Origin of the sequence: Bacillus sp. EB600 (assembly GCF_024494385.1) — a bacterium.
Classification (GTDB): domain Bacteria; phylum Bacillota; class Bacilli; order Bacillales; family Cytobacillaceae; genus JAEVLT01.
On the sequence record NZ_JAEVLT010000007.1, the window covers coordinates 40,812 to 58,129 of the forward strand.

Genomic DNA, 17,318 nt, shown 5'->3' on the forward strand with positions numbered 1-17,318 from the left:
GGCTGTTTCAAATTTATTCTCCTAAAATGGTTAAGAATATGCAATTTCTAGGTATGGATAGTCTCCTTTTCTTACCACCGGTACAATTGGATAAATGTCACGTTGAGCGGCATGAAAAATGGACTGTTCATAGTCTATTGAAGTTAACAATTTGCCTGTTTGGGATGTGAGAAAATATTCTACTATTTGGTTTTGCTGACATTGTTGATAGAACTTATAGGCCAGTATTGCTGCGTCCGATAAGTGAAATACTGACTCTGTGTTTCGGTGCAGGGCGTTAATCAAGTGCCCTGCACCAATAAAATCTTCCATTGAAAAACGTCCATGGTTTCCAGAACATACAAGCAGGAGGGACTTATCCCGATGGCTTTTTAATAAATACTGTGCAACAGAAGCACCATTTAACAAGCATGATGCATATATAAAGGAGGCATCAAGGGAGTTGTTCAATGCTACAGTTCCATTTGTTGTTGAAAAGATAATTGTTTTATCTTTGATATCAGACTCCATTAATTTAAGGGGACAAGGATAGATAAAGTCATCTAGAGCGTAACCGTTTGCTTCACCTGATAAAATAAAAGAGTTTTGCGGTAACTGTCTGCTCACTGCTAATGCTTCCTCCGCATTCAGGACCGGAATGATTTTATTAGCACCATGTTGTAAAAGGGTTGTAATCGTTGTAGTGGCTAAGAGTACATCAAAAACGACGACAATACAGTTTTTTAACTTTAAGGGGTCAATCGCTTCTTTTTGGGTCAATACATGAATTTTTGTCATATCTTATCCTTTTTTTGAGTAAATAACGTCATGCGATAATTGCATTAAATTTTGTATCCCTTCAATTAAGCTGCTAAACCGGTCATCAACGATGTGACCCTCTTTCCACCTATAATAGATTTGTTGAAGAATCGCAGCAATTTTAAAGTAGGCAAAGGCTAAGTAAAATTGAAAGTTTGAAAGGTCTCTGTTACTTTTGCTGGCATAACGTTCAAGAAACGCTTGTCTTGAGATAAATCCGCCATTTGTTGTTACTGAATTGATGGCAGTAAATGGATCATTCTCATCCTTCCAATAGGCAATCGCAGAGGCAAGGTCGGTAAGCGGGTCGCCAATTGTACACATTTCCCAATCAAGCACACCGACTGGTTTACCAGGATCAATCACAGAAAACATCATATTATTAACTTTATAATCGTTGTGCACGATGGTAGGACTTGGGGAATCCGGTATGTTAGATGTTATCCACTTTTCGATATCAGGGTAAACCTCAATTTCATCGGTTTTACTATTTTTATATCTTTTCATCCAGCCATGTACTTGCCGTTCTAAATAGCCATCTGGTTTTCCAAAGTCAGCCAAGCCAGCCTGTTTATAATCAATATCATGCAGCTGTACTAATGTATCAACGACAGATTCTGAAAGGATCTTTTCGATATTGGGTACCTCTTGATACAAAGGTGGAATACGATCATCCAGGACAATGCCATTTTTCTTTTCCATAATATAAAAGTGCTTATCCATTATGTTTGGATCTTCCTCATATAAGTACGGTTGTGGAGCAAGCGGAAAAACGGAATGGAGTTTTTCAAGCAATATAAATTCCCTTTCAACATCATGTGCCTTTGGCGGTAGCTTGCCAAAAGGTGGTCTCCTCATTATTGCTTCCCAATTTCCGATTTTTATCAGATAGGTTAAATTCGAATATCCTTCTGTAAATTGTTTGACTTTTAAAGGTGAAGGATCAAGGTTTTCGATATGACTCCGCACAAACTTTTCAAAGGCAATCCAATTAATGTCATTTTGCGATCGATTAAGAACATTTATATTTTGTTTTAACATGAATCAACCCCCTAATAATCTTTTCATTTACTATTAATAAAACATGCAAAAATCGTGCCAATAAAAAGAAATTTCAGCGCGTGAGCGGTTTACTTGATATAAGGAATATATGAGAGGGATTTATCTTAGAAAAGACATAGAAAAAATAGAATAGTTTCCGGACACTTGCTGTATGAAAGTGTCGCTTATTCAAACAGCTTACCCTTTCAATTCAAATATTTTATTTACTCAGGTGAGGATATAGAATGTCTGCAATCTGATAATTCAGAATAATCTTGACTAATTTTTGATAAATGATGATACTTAATAAAAGACATTATTTGGAATGTGAAAGGGGTTAAATGGTTTGGAAAACTTAAAGGGATTTATGACCCCCATTGAAGAGTGTTTACACACGGATCAAACATTAAATGACGTTATCATATATATGAATAAATATAAGTTGAATACGATTCCGGTTGTCGATTCGTCTGGAAGGTTGATCGGGGTATTTACACGAAGTATTCTTTTTCAAATGCTTCTTTCTAATGAAAAAATGGATGCACCAATCGGTAAATTTATTAAGAAAGATATTGGCACCATTTCGGAAACAACGACTGTTGAACAATTGGAACAATACATTGCAGTAAGTGAAGTTGGTACTGGTTTTGTTATAAATGATAAGGGAATACCCGTTGGTCTTATCTCAAAATCGGGAGTGGTCAAAAGCTTTCTTCACAGGACAGGAATATTAAAGGGTCAGCTTGAAACTATCTTGCAAACTTCCAATCTAGGAGCATTTATGACGGATGAAGACAAGCAGATTATTTTTGTTAATCACAGGTTAGCGGAGATGCTGGGGAAAGGAGCAGCTGAATTATTACATAAAGATTTTTTAGGCGTTTTCACTGATTGGGAGATTCCGGTTCAGCAAAAAGAAGTTCATTTTCAAAAACATATTGATGGAAATTACTTTATGATCCGCTTGTCAAGATACAATATGACAAACGGAAAACAAGGTTATATTGCTTTGTTTCAAAATATATCGGAATTAGAAAATATGGCGCAAGAGCTAGAAACAATAAAAAAATTAAAAAGTTTGCTCCAAACAGTTATTGATAACTCCTATGACGGCTTTGTGATGATTAATGAAGAGGAGAAAACCACCTTTATTAGTCCCTCTCTTCTGCAGCTTTTTGATCTTCAGCAAAAGGATGTAGAAAAAGTTCCGATTGATGAGGTTTTTCCTCACTTTGAATTGACAAAAGTGTTTAAAACAGGAGTAGCAGATATAAGTGATTTTTTGGAGATCAAAGGCATTAATTATTTCGTGTGCCGTATTCCAGTATATCAAGGGGATCAAATCATCGGTGCAATTGGAAAGATAGTTTACCGCCAATTACATGAGGTACGTGAAAGGTTCAGAACTTATGAACGGCAGGAAAAGCAAGAAATCACTTCAAGAAAAATACCTGAAGCCTCCCAATTTACGTTTGATGAAATTATTTCTCAAGATCCACAAATGGAAAAATTATTTCGAAGCGGGATGAAAGCAGCAAAAGGAAAGACAACGATCTTGATTCGCGGCGAGAGCGGGACAGGCAAAGAACTCTTTGCCCACGCAATTCATAGTTCAAGTAATCGGAAAAACGCTCCGTTTATTACCGTAAATTGTGCAGCGATACCAGAGCATCTATTAGAGTCTGAATTTTTCGGCTATGATGAGGGAGCCTTTACTGGTGCTAAACAGAAAGGGAAAATAGGTAAGTTTGATATGGCACATGGGGGAACGCTTTTCCTTGATGAAATCGGTGATATGTCCTTGCAGCTGCAGGCGAAGCTGCTCCGTGCCTTACAACAAAGAGAGTTTTATCGTGTTGGCGGTACGGAACGTATTTCAGTTGATGTAAGAATTATTGCAGCTACGAACCGCAGATTAGAAGAAATGGTGGAAACAGGAAAGTTCAGAGAGGATCTGTTTTACCGTTTAAATGTTATATCATTCGAAATTCCGCCGCTTCGAAAAAGAAAGGAAGATATTTTGCTGTTAACAGATTCCTTTATTCGGGATTTGAATAAACAAAATGGTACTAGTATCACGGCTTGGGATCCTATGGCAGAGCAGGCATTACTTGAACATGATTGGCCGGGAAATGTTCGTGAATTAAGGAATGTATGTGAGCGAGCTATGGTTTTTGCGGAAAATGGAATGATCCACTTGGAAGATTTACCGGAATATTTGCTAAAAAAAATTGGTGTTCTTTCATTGTTGGATGAAGATCAACATAATATGGATAAGTCATTATTAGAAAAAGCGGAAGAAATGGCAATCAAAATAGCGTTAAAAAAATCTGATGGAAACAAAAGCAAAGCTTGTAAGCTATTGGGGATCAGTCGTTCCGTGCTTTATGATAAATTAAAAAAATATGAAGATATTCAAATATCCTAAGCTTACAAACAATAGAAACTGGAAAAAGTACACTTTTAGCGGGTGTGCTTTTTTTCATCGTCTAGCTACAGCTTCCTGCTCCTAGTGTACTTCGCCCATCGCCCTACGGTAAGTCAAGCACGAATGCGCTAAGGCGCTTCGTGTTTCCTTTATCGCGTATTAACGGGCAGTAAATTCTCAACTGCCCGTAAAAACCCGATTGGCTCAACTAACAATCAGCGAATAAAACCCTCACTGATTGATGTTTCACCTTATCTCAGTCGGTGTGCTCCAGTTCATACGCCGCTAAACGGGCGCTTTCGCTTTTGTTCTTTCATGGCCCAGCAGTCCCATCCAATCAAATAGTTGTTTGATTTTCAGACATGATTATTGGTCCCAATTATGAAATTCATACACCATTTCATAGATCCTTATTAGATTAATTAAAAAATTTGCTTAGAGAGGCTGTGATCACTAACGTCGGGAATTATTTTTAAAAAAATCAAATAGTGGCACTATTCTTGCATTATTTAGAATGAGTATCTTTTATACCTATTTTTTTAAGGTATTCAGAAGGATTCTAATGAATTACAGGGGGAATTTCGATGCGTGAAGTAGTGATCGTTGAAGCTGTTCGAACACCGACCGGCAAAAGAAAAGGGGTGTTAAGCAACGAACGGCCTGATGACCTAGCAGCTAAAGTTTTGGAAGAATTGGTCATTAGAGCGGGCATTTCCGCAGACCTGATTGAGGACGTCATTCTAGGATGTGTTACCCAGGTTGGTGAACAAGCCATTAACATTGCCCGTACAGCCGCATTGACAGCTGGGTTTCCGATTCATGTTCCTGGAACGACAATTGACCGCCAATGTGGTTCTAGTCAACAAGCAGTGCATTTTGCTTCACAGGCTATTTTAAGCGGAGACATGGATATAGTCATCGCGGGTGGAGTTGAAAGCATGACGCGTGTCCCAATGTTATCCAACGCTCAAGGAGTAGAATGGAGCAAAAATCTCACCTCAAAACATGAGCTTATCCATCAAGGGTTATCAGCTGAGCGTATTGCGGCAAATTGGGGAATTACCCGCAGGCAGGCAGATGAATTTTCCTTAGCGAGTCACAAAAAGGCTCTTAAAGCCCAAGCGGAGGGACGATTTAAACGGGAAATCATGCCAATCGAAGTGACCTTGGCAGACGGTACAACAAAAGTGATTACCCAGGATGAAGGTCCACGAAGCGAGACCACCATTGAAAAGCTAGGCAGCCTTAAACCAGCCTTTGCTGAAAACGGTATCATTCATGCGGGGAACTCCAGCCAAATGAGTGATGGAGCGGGAGCTTTACTGCTTATGTCAAAAGAAAAAGCACTTGAATTGGGTCTAAAACCACGGTTTAAAGTGGTTGCTCGTTCTGTAATTGGATCCGATCCGACATTAATGTTAACCGGGCCGATCGAAGCAACCAGACAGGTGCTAACCAAAGCTGGCATGGGCATCAGGGATATTGATATTTTTGAAGTAAACGAAGCCTTTGCCCCAGTTCCGATGTGCTGGCTGGAAGAGACCAAAGCAGATCCTAGCAAACTGAATCCTAATGGCGGTGCAATCGCCCTTGGTCACCCATTGGGCGCAAGTGGTGCCCGTGTAATGATCACCCTTATACATGAACTGGAAAGAACAGGAGCACAGTTTGGTCTGCAGGCTATATGTGAGGGGAATGGCATGGCAAATGCGACAATCCTGGAAAGATTAAATTAGCATTAAATTAGAGGAGGAATTGCAAATGAAGATGAATGATTGTATTGCCGTCGTCACAGGTGGAAGTTCTGGACTGGGAGAAGCTACTGTAACACGAATCGTTAATAACGGGGGCAAAGCGGTAATTGTAGACTTATCTGAGGAAAAAGGGGCGGCAATCGTTGAAAAATTAGGTTCAGTAAACGTTCTTTTTACAAAAGCAGATGTTTCAAGTGAAGCAGAGATAACAGCAGCCTTACAACAGGCAATCGACAAATTTGGCTCTATCAATACGGTAATAAATTGCGCGGGAATTGGCCCTGCCAAAAAGGTATTAGGTCGGGAATCGGTTCATGACCTTGAGGGGTTTAACAAAATTATTCAAATCAATTTGGTTGGAACCTTCAATGTTATAAGATTAGCAGCTGAACAAATGGCGACAAATCAGCCGAATGAAGAAGGAGAAAGGGGTGTTATCATTAACACAGCCTCGGTTGCTGCTTTTGAAGGGCAAATTGGTCAAGCTGCCTATAGCGCCTCAAAAGGAGGAATTGTCGGGATGACCCTGCCAATTGCAAGGGAATTAGCTAGATATGGAATCAGAGTGATGACGATTGCCCCAGGGCTTATCCAGACCCCTTTATTTGATACTCTTTCGGAAAAGGCGCGCGAATCGCTTGGTGCAATGGTTCCATTTCCATCACGTCTGGGCTACCCATCTGAATATGCAATGCTTGCTGCAAGCATTATTGAAAATCCAATGCTGAATGGAGAAACAATCCGATTAGATGGCGCTATTCGGATGCAGCCTAAATAAAAAATTAAAAGAAATAATGATTAATAGATTAATTTAGCAATGAAGGGGAAGGTGGTCATAATGAGTCGTCTAATTCATCTCGAAACACACGAAGGTATCGCAATAGTCACAATTGATAATCCACCAATGAATGTCCTAAGTAGTCAAGTGACAAAAGAGTTAAAGAACGCTTTTACTACTGTTTATCAAGATCCTGAGATCATCGTTGTTATTGTAACCGGAGCAGGAGATCGAGCCTTTATGGCAGGAGCTGATATAAAGGAATTCCCTGGATGGATTGATTTAGAAAAAGCTGATTTGAAAAAAATTACGATGGCCAACAATGAAGTGTTTAATATGATTGATGATTTACCAAAGCCCACCATTGCTTTATTAAATGGAATCACATTAGGTGCTGGCTGCGAACTTGCCTTAGCCTGTGATATTAGAATCGCAGAAGACCATGCAAAGCTTGGACTGCCTGAGGTTAAATTAGGTCTATTCCCTGGAGCCGGAGGCACACAGAGACTACCGAGATTAGTCGGGGAGGCAAAGGCAAAGGAAATAATGTTTACTGGCGACCCGATAACGGCAAAGGAAGCATTAACAATTGGCCTGGTAAACCAGGTTGTTCCAAAAGGAACGGGGATGGAATGTGCCAAAGACATGGCGAAAAAAATGGCTGGACTTTCCTTACAAGCTTTAGGCCGTATCAAAAAAGCAGTAAATGAAGGAGCAGAAAAAGACCTTTATTCAGCCATCGAACTTGAAGCTGAACTTTTCCTGGATATATTTGGGACAAATGATGTTCGTGAAGGAGTGCAAGCCTTTATTGAGAAGCGTTCAGCAAGATTTACACATCGTTAATAAAATATGGTAGTCTATATTCTTTTGATCTGGAGGGTTATTCAATGATATTTGAAAAGAGTGAAAGAGTAAAAGAGCTGGAAGAAAAATTATCCGCGTTTATGGAAGAGGTTGTTTATCCGAACGAAAGCGTTTATGAGGAACAGCTTAAATCCGGAACAAGCCGGTGGGAAATCCCGCCGATTATGGAAGAAATGAAATCACAAGCAAGAGAAGCTGGCTTGTGGAATCTTTTTTTACAGCACAGTGAAAATGGAGCTGGTTTAACAAATCTTGAATATGCACCATTAAAAGAAATTATGGGCCGCTCTTTAATCGGCCCCGAAGTATTTAATTGCTCGGCACCAGATACGGGGAATATGGAACTGCTCGAACAGTTCGCGACAAGTGAGCAAAAGGAGAAGTGGCTTGTTCCTTTATTAAATGGGGAAATTCGTTCTTCATATGTGATGACGGAACCAAATGTGGCTTCCTCAGATGCGACCAATATTGCTACTCGAATTGAGAGAGATGGAGACGAGTATGTGATTAATGGGGAAAAATGGTGGATATCTGGTATTGCCGATCCACGTTGTAAAATTTTAATTCTAATGGGTAAAAGTAGCCCTGACGCTGAAAGACACAAACAACAATCGATGATTCTTATTCCAATGGGAACGCCAGGAGTAGAAATAAAATCAATTCTCCCAGTCTACGGCTATGATGATGCCCCACATGGACACGCAACGGTTGAATTTAAAAACGTACGGGTTCCTGCTTCCAATATCATTCTTGGAGAAGGAAGGGGTTTTGAAATTGCCCAAGGAAGGCTTGGACCTGGACGGATTCATCACTGTATGCGGCTGATTGGAATGGCTGAACGGGCCTTAGAATTAATGTGTAAACGGGCTAAGAGCCGGATTGCATTTGGTAAATCGATCGCGGAACAAGGAGTCATCCGCAGTTGGATTGCTGATTCCCGCATCGAAATTGATCAAGCACGATTGTTGACATTAAATGCTGCCCATATGATGGATACGGTGGGAAACAAAGCAGCAAGAAAAGAAATCGCGATGATTAAGGTGATTGTCCCTAATATGGCTTTAAAGGTAATTGATCGGGCCATACAGGTTCATGGTGCAGGAGGAGTTAGTAACGTGTTCCCATTGGCACAGATTTGGGCCCATGCCCGAACCCTTCGCCTTGCAGACGGTCCTGATGAAGTGCATCAAGAGGCAGTCGCAAAATTAGAATTAAGAAGGTTTGACTAAGACGTACCCCTTATTAAGTGTACTCTTTATGGTAATAGCGTAAAAACGAGTAAATTTAGCAATAGTAGGAGGGGTTACATGAGTTTTAATAGAAGGATTATTGTCCTATGTATAAGTATTATTTTAGTTTTCACATTAGCCGCTTGTAACAGTAAGGAAACGAGTTCAACTGGAGGAGAAAATGCACAAGGTGTAACAAAAGATGAAATCTTAATTGGGCACATAGCGCCGCAGACAGGATCCGTTGCCATCTATGATGTAGTTAGGAAAGGAATTCAATCCTACTTTAACTATGTTAATGAAAATGGTGGAGTAAACGGTCGGAAATTAAAGCTTATTGCCTATGATGATCAATACCAGCCAGCAAAAACCGTTCAGCTGGCAAAGCGTTTAGTTGAAAAAGATAAAGTATTTGCCATGCTGGCAAATGTTTGTACCCCATGTAATGCAGCGATCAAAGATTATGTTGTTAAAACTGGAGTCCCAATGGTACTGGTAGGCTCTGGGGCAAAACAATTTGTCAACCCGCCACTTAAAAATTATTTAGGTTCAGATGTAATGAATTATCGAATTGAAGCGCAAGTGTTCCTGAATTATGCCATTAATGAGCTTGGTACGAAGAAAATTGCGATAGCCTATCAAAATGATGATTATGGAAAAGAAGGACTTGAGGAAATCAACCAAGTTATTAAAAATTACCCTGGTGTTACAATCGTGTCTGAAGTTGCCTTTCTTGCAACAGATACTGATTTTAGTTCACAAGCTCAAAAGCTGGAACAAGCAAAACCGGATGCGATTATCAATTTTGCCAGTCCAACGCCTGCTGCTAATTTAAAAAAGGCTATGCACAAGATTGGGCTTGATAAACCAAAATATATCGTTTCTTCAGTAGGGGCAAATGACAATAAATTATTTCAATTAGCTGGTAAGGATGTATGGGAAGGAACATATTCCGGTGCAACCTATCCAATGCCGCAAATGGTTCCAAATGACCCGAAAATGCAATTGTTTGTTACCAGATTCAGCAAAGATTATCCAAATGATTCTCCGGAAGGCTTGTCGCAAATAGGCTGGGCTGCAGCTCAAGTAATGGTAGAATCTCTAAAAAGAACCGGTGACAAATTGACATGGGATAACTTCCTCAACTCCTTTAACTCATTTGACCATTGGGAAGGGTCGATTTATGCAGGTGTTACATTTTCAAAGGATAATCACTTCGGATTAACTTCAATGTTCATGACTCAAGCTAGAGATGGAAAGATTGTCCCGATTACAAAACCAATTACATTTGATCCGGCGAAAGGGAAAATTCAGTATAACAAATAGGTATTTCGGTAAAATGGCGGATATGATTGTATATCTGCCCTCATTCCTCTCCGCAAAAATAAAATGGAAGGAAAGTGAAATTTACATGCAAATCGTTGTAAGTGGTTTAATTATGGGCTGCATTTATGCATTAGCCTCTTTAGGGCTCGTATTAATCTTTAAAACAACAAAGGTTGTTAATTTTGCTCATGGAGAAATGGCCATGATATCAACCTTTATAAGCTTTGTTTTTTTATCAAGCTTTGGTTATTCATACCTTGTTTCTCTGTTTTTATCACTTGTATTTGCTGCCATGTTTGGCTTGATAGTCTATCTGGTGTTCATGAAAAGGATCCAATCCGCCCCACATTTAAACCAAGTAGTGTTAACACTCGGATTGTTTATGATGTTTAATGGGGCAGCTGGAATTGTTTGGGGATATCAGCCGGCTTCTTTTCCAGAAGCATTTAAGGGAAAACCCTTTCATGTTGGAAGCATCTATATTTCACCAAATGAATTATTCATTGTTGTTATTACGATTACGTTGATGCTGTTGTTTTTCTTGTTATTCCGTTTTACAAGGATTGGCCTCGCGATAAGGGCATGCTCTCAAGATATGATGGCTTCTCAATTAATGGGAATAAAAGTGACATCAGTTTTTATGGGAGCCTGGGCAATTGGAACAATGCTTGGAGGGATAGCTGGTATGATGACTGCCCCTGTCACGTTCCTGAGTCCAAACATGATGTCGGAAGTTTTAATTCTCGCGTTTGCGGGTGCTGTTTTGGGTGGATTTGTCAGTTTACCTGGGGCAGTAATGGGCGGGTTAATGATCGGTGTTTTTGAAAACCTAATAAGCTATTATATTGGACCGGAAATGAAAATTGTTTTTGTCTTTTTATTGATTCTGGTGGTACTGTATCTTCGTCCACAAGGCATTTTTGGCGGAGTAAAAATGGTCAAAAAGGTGTGATCTATATTGAAAAATCTATTGGCAGCTAAAAAAGCATGGATAGTCTTACTCATTCTTCTATTGTTTGCTTTTCCACTACTTGTAGGTCAATCAGGATATTTAATGACTATTTTCGTCACTATTTGTATATATGCAATGACATCTATGGCCTTAAATCTGTTAATTGGTTTTGGAGGTCAAATATCAGTTGGCCATGCAGGTTTTTTATCCGTTGGGGGATATTCAGTTGCCATTCTTTCCACCAAGCTGGGCTTGCCGTTTATTATTGCATTCCCCGCATCAGGGGTTATTACGGCCATCATTGGGCTCCTTATCGGCCTCCCTGCTGTCCGGTTAAGTGGGCATTTCCTAGCAGTCGTCACCTTAGGATTCGGTATTTCGGTCCCGCTAATTGCCCTAAATTGGGATTCTCTCACTGGTGGATACTCCGGAGTATCCGTTTCTCGGCCAGAATGGCTGTCAAGTGATCTTCAGTTTTTTTATGTAGTTGCGGTCATCATCGTTTTAAGCACATGTCTGCTGCATAACATTTTAAAGGGCCGGATGGGAAGAGCCTTTATTGCTATTCGCGAAAGCGAAGTAGCTGCACAGGCAACAGGCATCAATATTTCATTTTACAAAACGCTTATGTTTGTAATTAGCGCCTTTTTCACGGGGCTTGCCGGTGGACTATATGGATATTGGTTTGGCTTTGTCAGTCCAAATGACTTTACTGTCGTCACCTCATTTTTATTACTTGCGATGATTGTTGTTGGAGGATTAGCGTCCTTACCTGGAGCAATGATTGGGGCAGTGATTTTCACTGTTATTCCGGAGTTAACAAGGTCCTTTATTGGGGCAACCAACATAATGATTGGTGCAGCTGTGGTGCTTTTTATATTATTCCGTCCTCTCGGGTTCGTTTCATTACTTAAGTTACTAAACATCAAGAAACATCGTTCAGCAATGAAAAAAGAAAAAACAGTCTTACTCTCCGACAACGAGCAAGGAGGTGCTGCAAAGAGTGCTAATCTTTAAAGATGTTACTGTACAATTCTCTGGATTAACCGCTGTTAATGGGCTTTCGTTTGAGGTGCCAGCGGGGAATATTTTTTCCATTATCGGCCCGAATGGAGCCGGTAAAACAACAGTGTTTAACTGTATTAGCCGTTTCTACACACCAGTTAGCGGGGCAATTGAGTTCAACGGTAAAGATATGCTTCCGCTCAAACCATATCAAGTGATAAAGGAAGGGATTGCACGCAGCTTTCAAAATGTTGAATTATTTTCGGAAATGAGTGTAATTGAAAATTTGTTAACAGGTCTTCATCCACACTTGAAGAAAAACATTATGTCGATTGCTTTAAATTTACCCTCCGTGAGAGAAACGGAAAAGCGCTCACTTAAAAAGGCATACGAAGTAATGGAGTTGCTGACCATCACTGATTTTGCTAATGAAAAAGTATCCAATTTGCCATTTGGTTATCAAAAAATGGTTGATATCGGCAGAGCGATTATAGCGGATCCAAAGCTTATTTTATTGGATGAACCCGTAGCAGGAATGAATCCTGTTGAGACTGAAAGAATTAGTCAGCTCATACTGCGTTTAAAAGAAGAAATGAATTATACGATTCTCTTAATTGAACATGATATGTCGGTAGTTATGAAAATCTCAGATTTTGTTACAGTTATGAGCTTTGGAGAAAAAATTGCTGAAGGACTTCCAAAAAACATTCAAAACGATCCGATTGTCATTGAAGCCTATTTGGGGGAGGTGAGTGAAGGTGCTCCAATTAGCTGATGTCCATGTATATTATGGCCATGTCCATGCATTAAGAGGCGTCTCAATGAAAATAGACGATGGCAAAATCGTTTCATTGCTTGGAGGGAATGGTGCTGGGAAATCGACAACATTAAAGATCATTTCAAGGCTGATTCAACCGAAAAATGGCTTTTATGAAGTAGATGGTCAATCCATGTTAAAAGAATCCCCAAGCCGTGTTGTGAAGAGAGGTATTATTCATTGTCCGGAAAATCGAAGGGTATTTCCTCTATTCACGGTTGAAGAAAACTTAAAAATTGGTGCTTACAAACGAAGAGATAAGAAAATAAAACACGATTTGGAAAAAGTCTTTACCTATTTTCCAAGATTAAAGGAACGTGTGAATCAAAAAGCAGGAACACTCAGCGGCGGAGAACAGCAAATGCTCGCGATTGGAAGGTCATTAATGGGACAACCGAAAGTGCTGCTGTTAGACGAACCGTCACTTGGTATTGCTCCAAATCTGGTTGTTGAAATATTTCAGATTATTAAAAAAATAAATAAAGAAGGTACATCGGTTTTGCTTGTCGAGCAAAATGCCAATATGGCGCTAGCCATTTCCGATTACGCTTATGTATTGGAAAACGGTCATATCGCCCTCGAAGGCGAGTCAAGGAATTTGAAAAATAATGATGAAGTACGTCGACTTTATCTAGGAGGATAAGAAAGTGTAACGAGAGCTTGTACAAGGTGGTGAAAGAATGAAAGTGAAATACCAGCTGGAACGAAATCATGATTCGCGTGCTTTTTTTACAGAGGAACATTTTTTATTTCGGGATTCTCTTCGAAAGGTATTACAGAAGGAGGCCCTCCCATTTTTTGAACAATGGGAAAAGGAAAAAATGGTTCCTAGATCATTTTGGCGCCTATTAGGTCAGAAGGGATTTCTTTGTCCATGGATTGATGAAGAATATGGAGGGCTTGGAGCGGACTTTGGCTTTTCGGTTATTTTGAGCGAAGAACTTGAACGGGTAGGATCCGGCTTAATGGGAATTCCCCTGCATTGCGATATTGTTGCTCCTTATATTGATTCCTTTGGAACGGAGGAACAAAAGAGCAAGTATTTACCTTTGTTTATTACTGGTGAAATGATATCTGCCATCGCGATGACAGAGCCAGGCGCTGGTTCCGATTTGGCTGGTATTCAAACAACAGCTATCAAAGAGGGAAATCATTATGTTGTGAATGGTGCAAAGACATTCATTACTAATGGAATTCAGGCAGATTTAATCTTGGTTGCCTGTAAAACAGATCCAAAAGCAGACCCGCCGTATACTGGCGTAAGCTTATTGCTGGTCGACAAGGATACTCCGGGGTTCAAACGTGGTCGTCAGCTTGAAAAGGTAGGCCATTATAGTTCCGATACGGCAGAAATGTTTTTTGATCAGGCAATCGTCCCAGCAAAAAATTTGCTAGGAGAAGAAGGAAAGGGCTTTCGTTATATGATGCAAAAATTGCAGCAAGAAAGGATAATCGCAGCAGTAAATGCTCAAGCAGCGGCTGAAGATATGTTTCGCTTAACGATGGATTATATAAAAGAGCGCGAAGCTTTCGGAAAACCGATCAGCCACTTTCAAAACACACAGTTTACAATGGCGGAAATTGCTACGGAGATCACACTCGGCCGAACCTTTCTTGATGAACTCATTGGGAAGCATATGGAAGGCAAAGACATCGTAACAGAAGTTTCAATGGCGAAATGGTGGATAACCGAAATGGCCAAGAAAAGCGCTGGAAAATGCATGCAGCTCCATGGTGGCTATGGGTATATGGAAGATTATAAAATTGCCCGCCGTTATCGGGATATTGCGGTTACGTCTATTTTTGCCGGAACAAATGAAATGATGAAAAAAATAATTTCAAAAAATTTAGGGATGTAGGGAAATCTATCATAAATGATTTGGAAGCAATTAACCATAAGATTTTTAAAATACTAAGTTCTTAACTAGGAAATTGTTGATTTCGCATCGGCGTTGATTGGAGCGGAAAGCGAAGCGCTTGTAGCGGAAATCAACATACAAGTTTAACACAGCGAAGATTTTAAAAAAAATTTAAAAGGATAGGTGATCGTTTTTGAAAGAAATCATGAATAAGGCTAATGTATTTAAGGAAATCATGGGTGAATATCCGACCGGAGTTACGATTGTCACGACGATGGATGAACAAGGCTCACCTGCTGGACTTACCGTAAATTCTTTCTCCTCTGTTTCGATTGATCCGCTTATGGTGCTGTGGTGTATTGATAAAAAGGTATCTTCGTTTGATAAATTTATGAACACAAAGAAATTTGCCATCCACACATTATCTTCAGATCAAAAGGATGCTTGCTGGGCATTTGCCGGAAAAGAGGCGGATCGTTTTTCAAAGGTTGATTGGAGGATATCCGAGCATGGTTTGCCGATCATTACCGATTCATTAGGTGTATTTGAATGTAAAACGATTCAACAAATAGAGGCAGGTGACCATGTAATCCTGCTAGGTGAAGTGATTGATTTAACTAAACAAGACAAGGACCCGCTGCTTTATTTCAACAGAAATATCGGCCCGATTCCAACAAATTGGCCTAATAAATAATCTTCTTTAATTTGCGATTGTATGAAAATAGAGGATTTTAAGTTCAATCAAGATCTTGGGAACAGTCCATTCTTAAAAATCTTAATAGAGGAGCAGTGATCAATGAAAATAGTTGGGATATCGGGTACTATAACAGGTTCAAAGACCTTAGTCGTTATAAATAAGGTAATCGAGGAAATAAAAAACAATAATCCTAAAGCAGCAGTTGAAGTAGTAGACCTGAAACAGTACAATGTTCAGTTTTGTGATGGACGCCCACCATCAGATTACACAGGAGATACTAGGAAAATAATTGATCTCATCTCCTCTGCTGATGGTTATATTTTTGGAACCCCTATTTTTCAGGGGTCATTCAGTGGAGCATTAAAAAATTTAATTGATTTGGTGCCTCCGTCTGTATTTAAAAATAAGGTAATGGGTTTTGCAGCGACAGGGGGAAACCATCAGCATTACCTTGTGATTGAAAATCAATTAAAGCCAATCGCAGGGTATTTACAAGCCTATGTTGCACCAAGTTTTGTGTTTGCCCATTCTGCCCATTTTAATGTGCAAAATGAAATAGTAGATTCAGAGCTGTTGAAAAATATAAAAATGTTTTCTGAACAAATCGTATATATGTGTAATCAATTAAATCAATAAGAAAGTAGTTGATCAATTATGCGTGTTGTCTCAGCTCCTAAACTTGCAGTAAGTCAGTTTAAAGATGGTGAATTAATTATCATGTATGATGACTTAAAAACAAACATTGGTACCCTAATAGGTTTGGGTGAACATGTAACCTCTGAAAAAATTAATTTAATGACAAAAGTCGGCAAAGGTTTAATCTATGTATGCATAACAGAGGAAAGAGCTGAACACTTGGAAATTCCTAAAATGAATAAAAATCATGATCATGAGGATCGTAAACCGTTTGGGGTTTCAGTTGATTTTAAAGATTCAACAACTGGAATCTCTAGCTTTGAAAGATCGGATACGGTTAAAGCAATGACAAGTGATCAGGTTGAAGCGAATGATTTCAAAAGGCCAGGTCATATTTTTCCTTTAATAAGCAAGAAGAATGGTTTGCTTCAGCGTATTGATCTTACGGAAGCAGTAGTGGATCTAACAAAAATAGTATCTGACAATCATGTCGGATACATGTCGGAAATATTAAATGTAAACGGGGAAATAGCTAGTAAAGATGAGATTGAAGAGATTTCAGAATTATATCGTTTACCAATTATTGATTTAAGTGAAATTTTAAAGATGAGAAATGATCAGGAAATTTGTTCATTTAGGGGTATGGTAATGTATGGTAGAGGTATAGGGAAAAGCCTGGGTTTTCCAACGGCAAACCTAGATCTTTACGAACAGAATCTCAATTTACTGCCAGGGGTGTATGGCGTTAAAATTCACTTTAATAATCAAGAATTTACTGGAGTTATGAATGTCGGCTATCGACCTACTTTTAATGAAAATAAAAATTCAATGCACTATGAAGTCCACATCTTTGATTTTAATCAAGACTTATATGGACATAACATCGATATAAAAGTTTGTTTTTTCTTAAGAGAAGAAATTGCCTTCCCTAGTATTATGGAATTAGTCAACCAAATAAATATAGACAGTGATTTGGCAAAAAGCAGATTCACTCTATTGTTTTCATAGAAGATTTACTCTCACATTCGTGGCAAAATAAAATTCAGAAAATTTAAAAATATTATTGAATATGTCATCAGTGCTTGCTATAATAAAAATCAAACAAACGTTAGATTTTTTTTGAATCGTTTA

At 39.2% G+C, this 17,318-nt stretch carries 16 protein-coding genes; 14 read left to right on the forward strand and 2 right to left on the reverse strand.

Features of this window, described 5'->3' with window-relative positions:
* Nucleotides 1-30 precede the first annotated feature (30 nt).
* Both JN080_RS09755 and JN080_RS09760 read right to left on the reverse strand, forming a co-directional pair.
* The gene (locus JN080_RS09755; protein WP_256235781.1) at nt 31-777 is read right to left on the reverse strand and encodes a 2-phosphosulfolactate phosphatase; all 747 of its coding nucleotides are present in this window, start codon (nt 775-777) and stop codon (nt 31-33) included.
* Between the two features lie 3 nt (nt 778-780).
* Nucleotides 781-1,839 carry a phosphotransferase family protein gene (locus tag JN080_RS09760; RefSeq protein ID WP_256235782.1) on the reverse strand — a complete coding sequence of 353 codons (1,059 nt, stop codon included), beginning with the start codon at nt 1,837-1,839 and terminating at the stop codon, nt 781-783.
* 346 nt (nt 1,840-2,185) lie between these two features.
* Here JN080_RS09760 and JN080_RS09765 point away from each other — a divergent pair, with 346 nt between their 5' ends.
* The 14 genes from JN080_RS09765 (at nt 2,186) to JN080_RS09830 (ending at nt 17,195) form a co-directional block, all read left to right on the forward strand.
* On the forward strand, nt 2,186-4,267 hold the full coding sequence (locus JN080_RS09765) for a sigma 54-interacting transcriptional regulator (RefSeq protein ID WP_256235783.1): 2,082 nt from the start codon (nt 2,186-2,188) through the stop codon (nt 4,265-4,267).
* A gap of 584 nt (nt 4,268-4,851) precedes the next feature.
* Nucleotides 4,852-6,003, forward strand: a complete 1,152-nt coding sequence (locus JN080_RS09770) for a thiolase family protein (RefSeq protein ID WP_256235784.1) — start codon at nt 4,852-4,854, stop codon at nt 6,001-6,003.
* Between the two features lie 25 nt (nt 6,004-6,028).
* Nucleotides 6,029-6,799: a 3-hydroxyacyl-CoA dehydrogenase gene (locus tag JN080_RS09775; RefSeq protein WP_256235785.1), complete on the forward strand. Its 771-nt coding sequence runs from the start codon at nt 6,029-6,031 to the stop codon at nt 6,797-6,799.
* A 60-nt stretch (nt 6,800-6,859) separates the two neighbouring features.
* Complete coding sequence (locus tag JN080_RS09780; RefSeq protein WP_256235786.1) at nt 6,860-7,645, forward strand: enoyl-CoA hydratase/isomerase family protein; 786 nt, start codon at nt 6,860-6,862, stop codon at nt 7,643-7,645.
* Between the two features lie 44 nt (nt 7,646-7,689).
* Nucleotides 7,690-8,895: an acyl-CoA dehydrogenase family protein gene (locus tag JN080_RS09785; protein WP_256235787.1), complete on the forward strand. Its 1,206-nt coding sequence runs from the start codon at nt 7,690-7,692 to the stop codon at nt 8,893-8,895.
* A gap of 78 nt (nt 8,896-8,973) precedes the next feature.
* Complete coding sequence (locus JN080_RS09790; RefSeq protein WP_256235788.1) at nt 8,974-10,221, forward strand: ABC transporter substrate-binding protein; 1,248 nt, start codon at nt 8,974-8,976, stop codon at nt 10,219-10,221.
* Between the two features lie 13 nt (nt 10,222-10,234).
* A complete protein-coding gene (locus JN080_RS09795; protein WP_256235789.1) occupies nt 10,235-11,173 on the forward strand; it encodes a branched-chain amino acid ABC transporter permease in 939 nt (312 codons plus the stop codon).
* A 6-nt stretch (nt 11,174-11,179) separates the two neighbouring features.
* The gene (locus tag JN080_RS09800; RefSeq protein ID WP_256235790.1) at nt 11,180-12,190 is read left to right on the forward strand and encodes a branched-chain amino acid ABC transporter permease; all 1,011 of its coding nucleotides are present in this window, start codon (nt 11,180-11,182) and stop codon (nt 12,188-12,190) included.
* The gene (locus tag JN080_RS09805) at nt 12,177-12,953 is read left to right on the forward strand and encodes an ABC transporter ATP-binding protein (RefSeq protein ID WP_256235792.1); all 777 of its coding nucleotides are present in this window, start codon (nt 12,177-12,179) and stop codon (nt 12,951-12,953) included. The genes JN080_RS09800 and JN080_RS09805 overlap by 14 nt, the downstream gene beginning before the upstream one ends.
* A complete protein-coding gene (locus tag JN080_RS09810) occupies nt 12,937-13,638 on the forward strand; it encodes an ABC transporter ATP-binding protein (RefSeq protein WP_256235793.1) in 702 nt (233 codons plus the stop codon). The genes JN080_RS09805 and JN080_RS09810 overlap by 17 nt, the downstream gene beginning before the upstream one ends.
* Nucleotides 13,639-13,675: 37 nt before the next feature.
* The gene (locus tag JN080_RS09815) at nt 13,676-14,854 is read left to right on the forward strand and encodes an acyl-CoA dehydrogenase family protein (RefSeq protein WP_256235794.1); all 1,179 of its coding nucleotides are present in this window, start codon (nt 13,676-13,678) and stop codon (nt 14,852-14,854) included.
* 193 nt (nt 14,855-15,047) lie between these two features.
* Entirely contained in the window at nt 15,048-15,548 is a 501-nt protein-coding gene (locus tag JN080_RS09820) for a flavin reductase family protein (protein ID WP_256235795.1), read from the forward strand.
* Nucleotides 15,549-15,650: 102 nt separating this feature from the next.
* Complete coding sequence (locus JN080_RS09825) at nt 15,651-16,187, forward strand: NADPH-dependent FMN reductase (protein WP_256235796.1); 537 nt, start codon at nt 15,651-15,653, stop codon at nt 16,185-16,187.
* 18 nt (nt 16,188-16,205) lie between these two features.
* Nucleotides 16,206-17,195 (forward strand): 3,4-dihydroxy-2-butanone-4-phosphate synthase, encoded by a 990-nt coding sequence (locus tag JN080_RS09830; RefSeq protein WP_256235797.1) that lies wholly within the window; start codon nt 16,206-16,208, stop codon nt 17,193-17,195.
* Nucleotides 17,196-17,318: the final 123 nt, after the last annotated feature.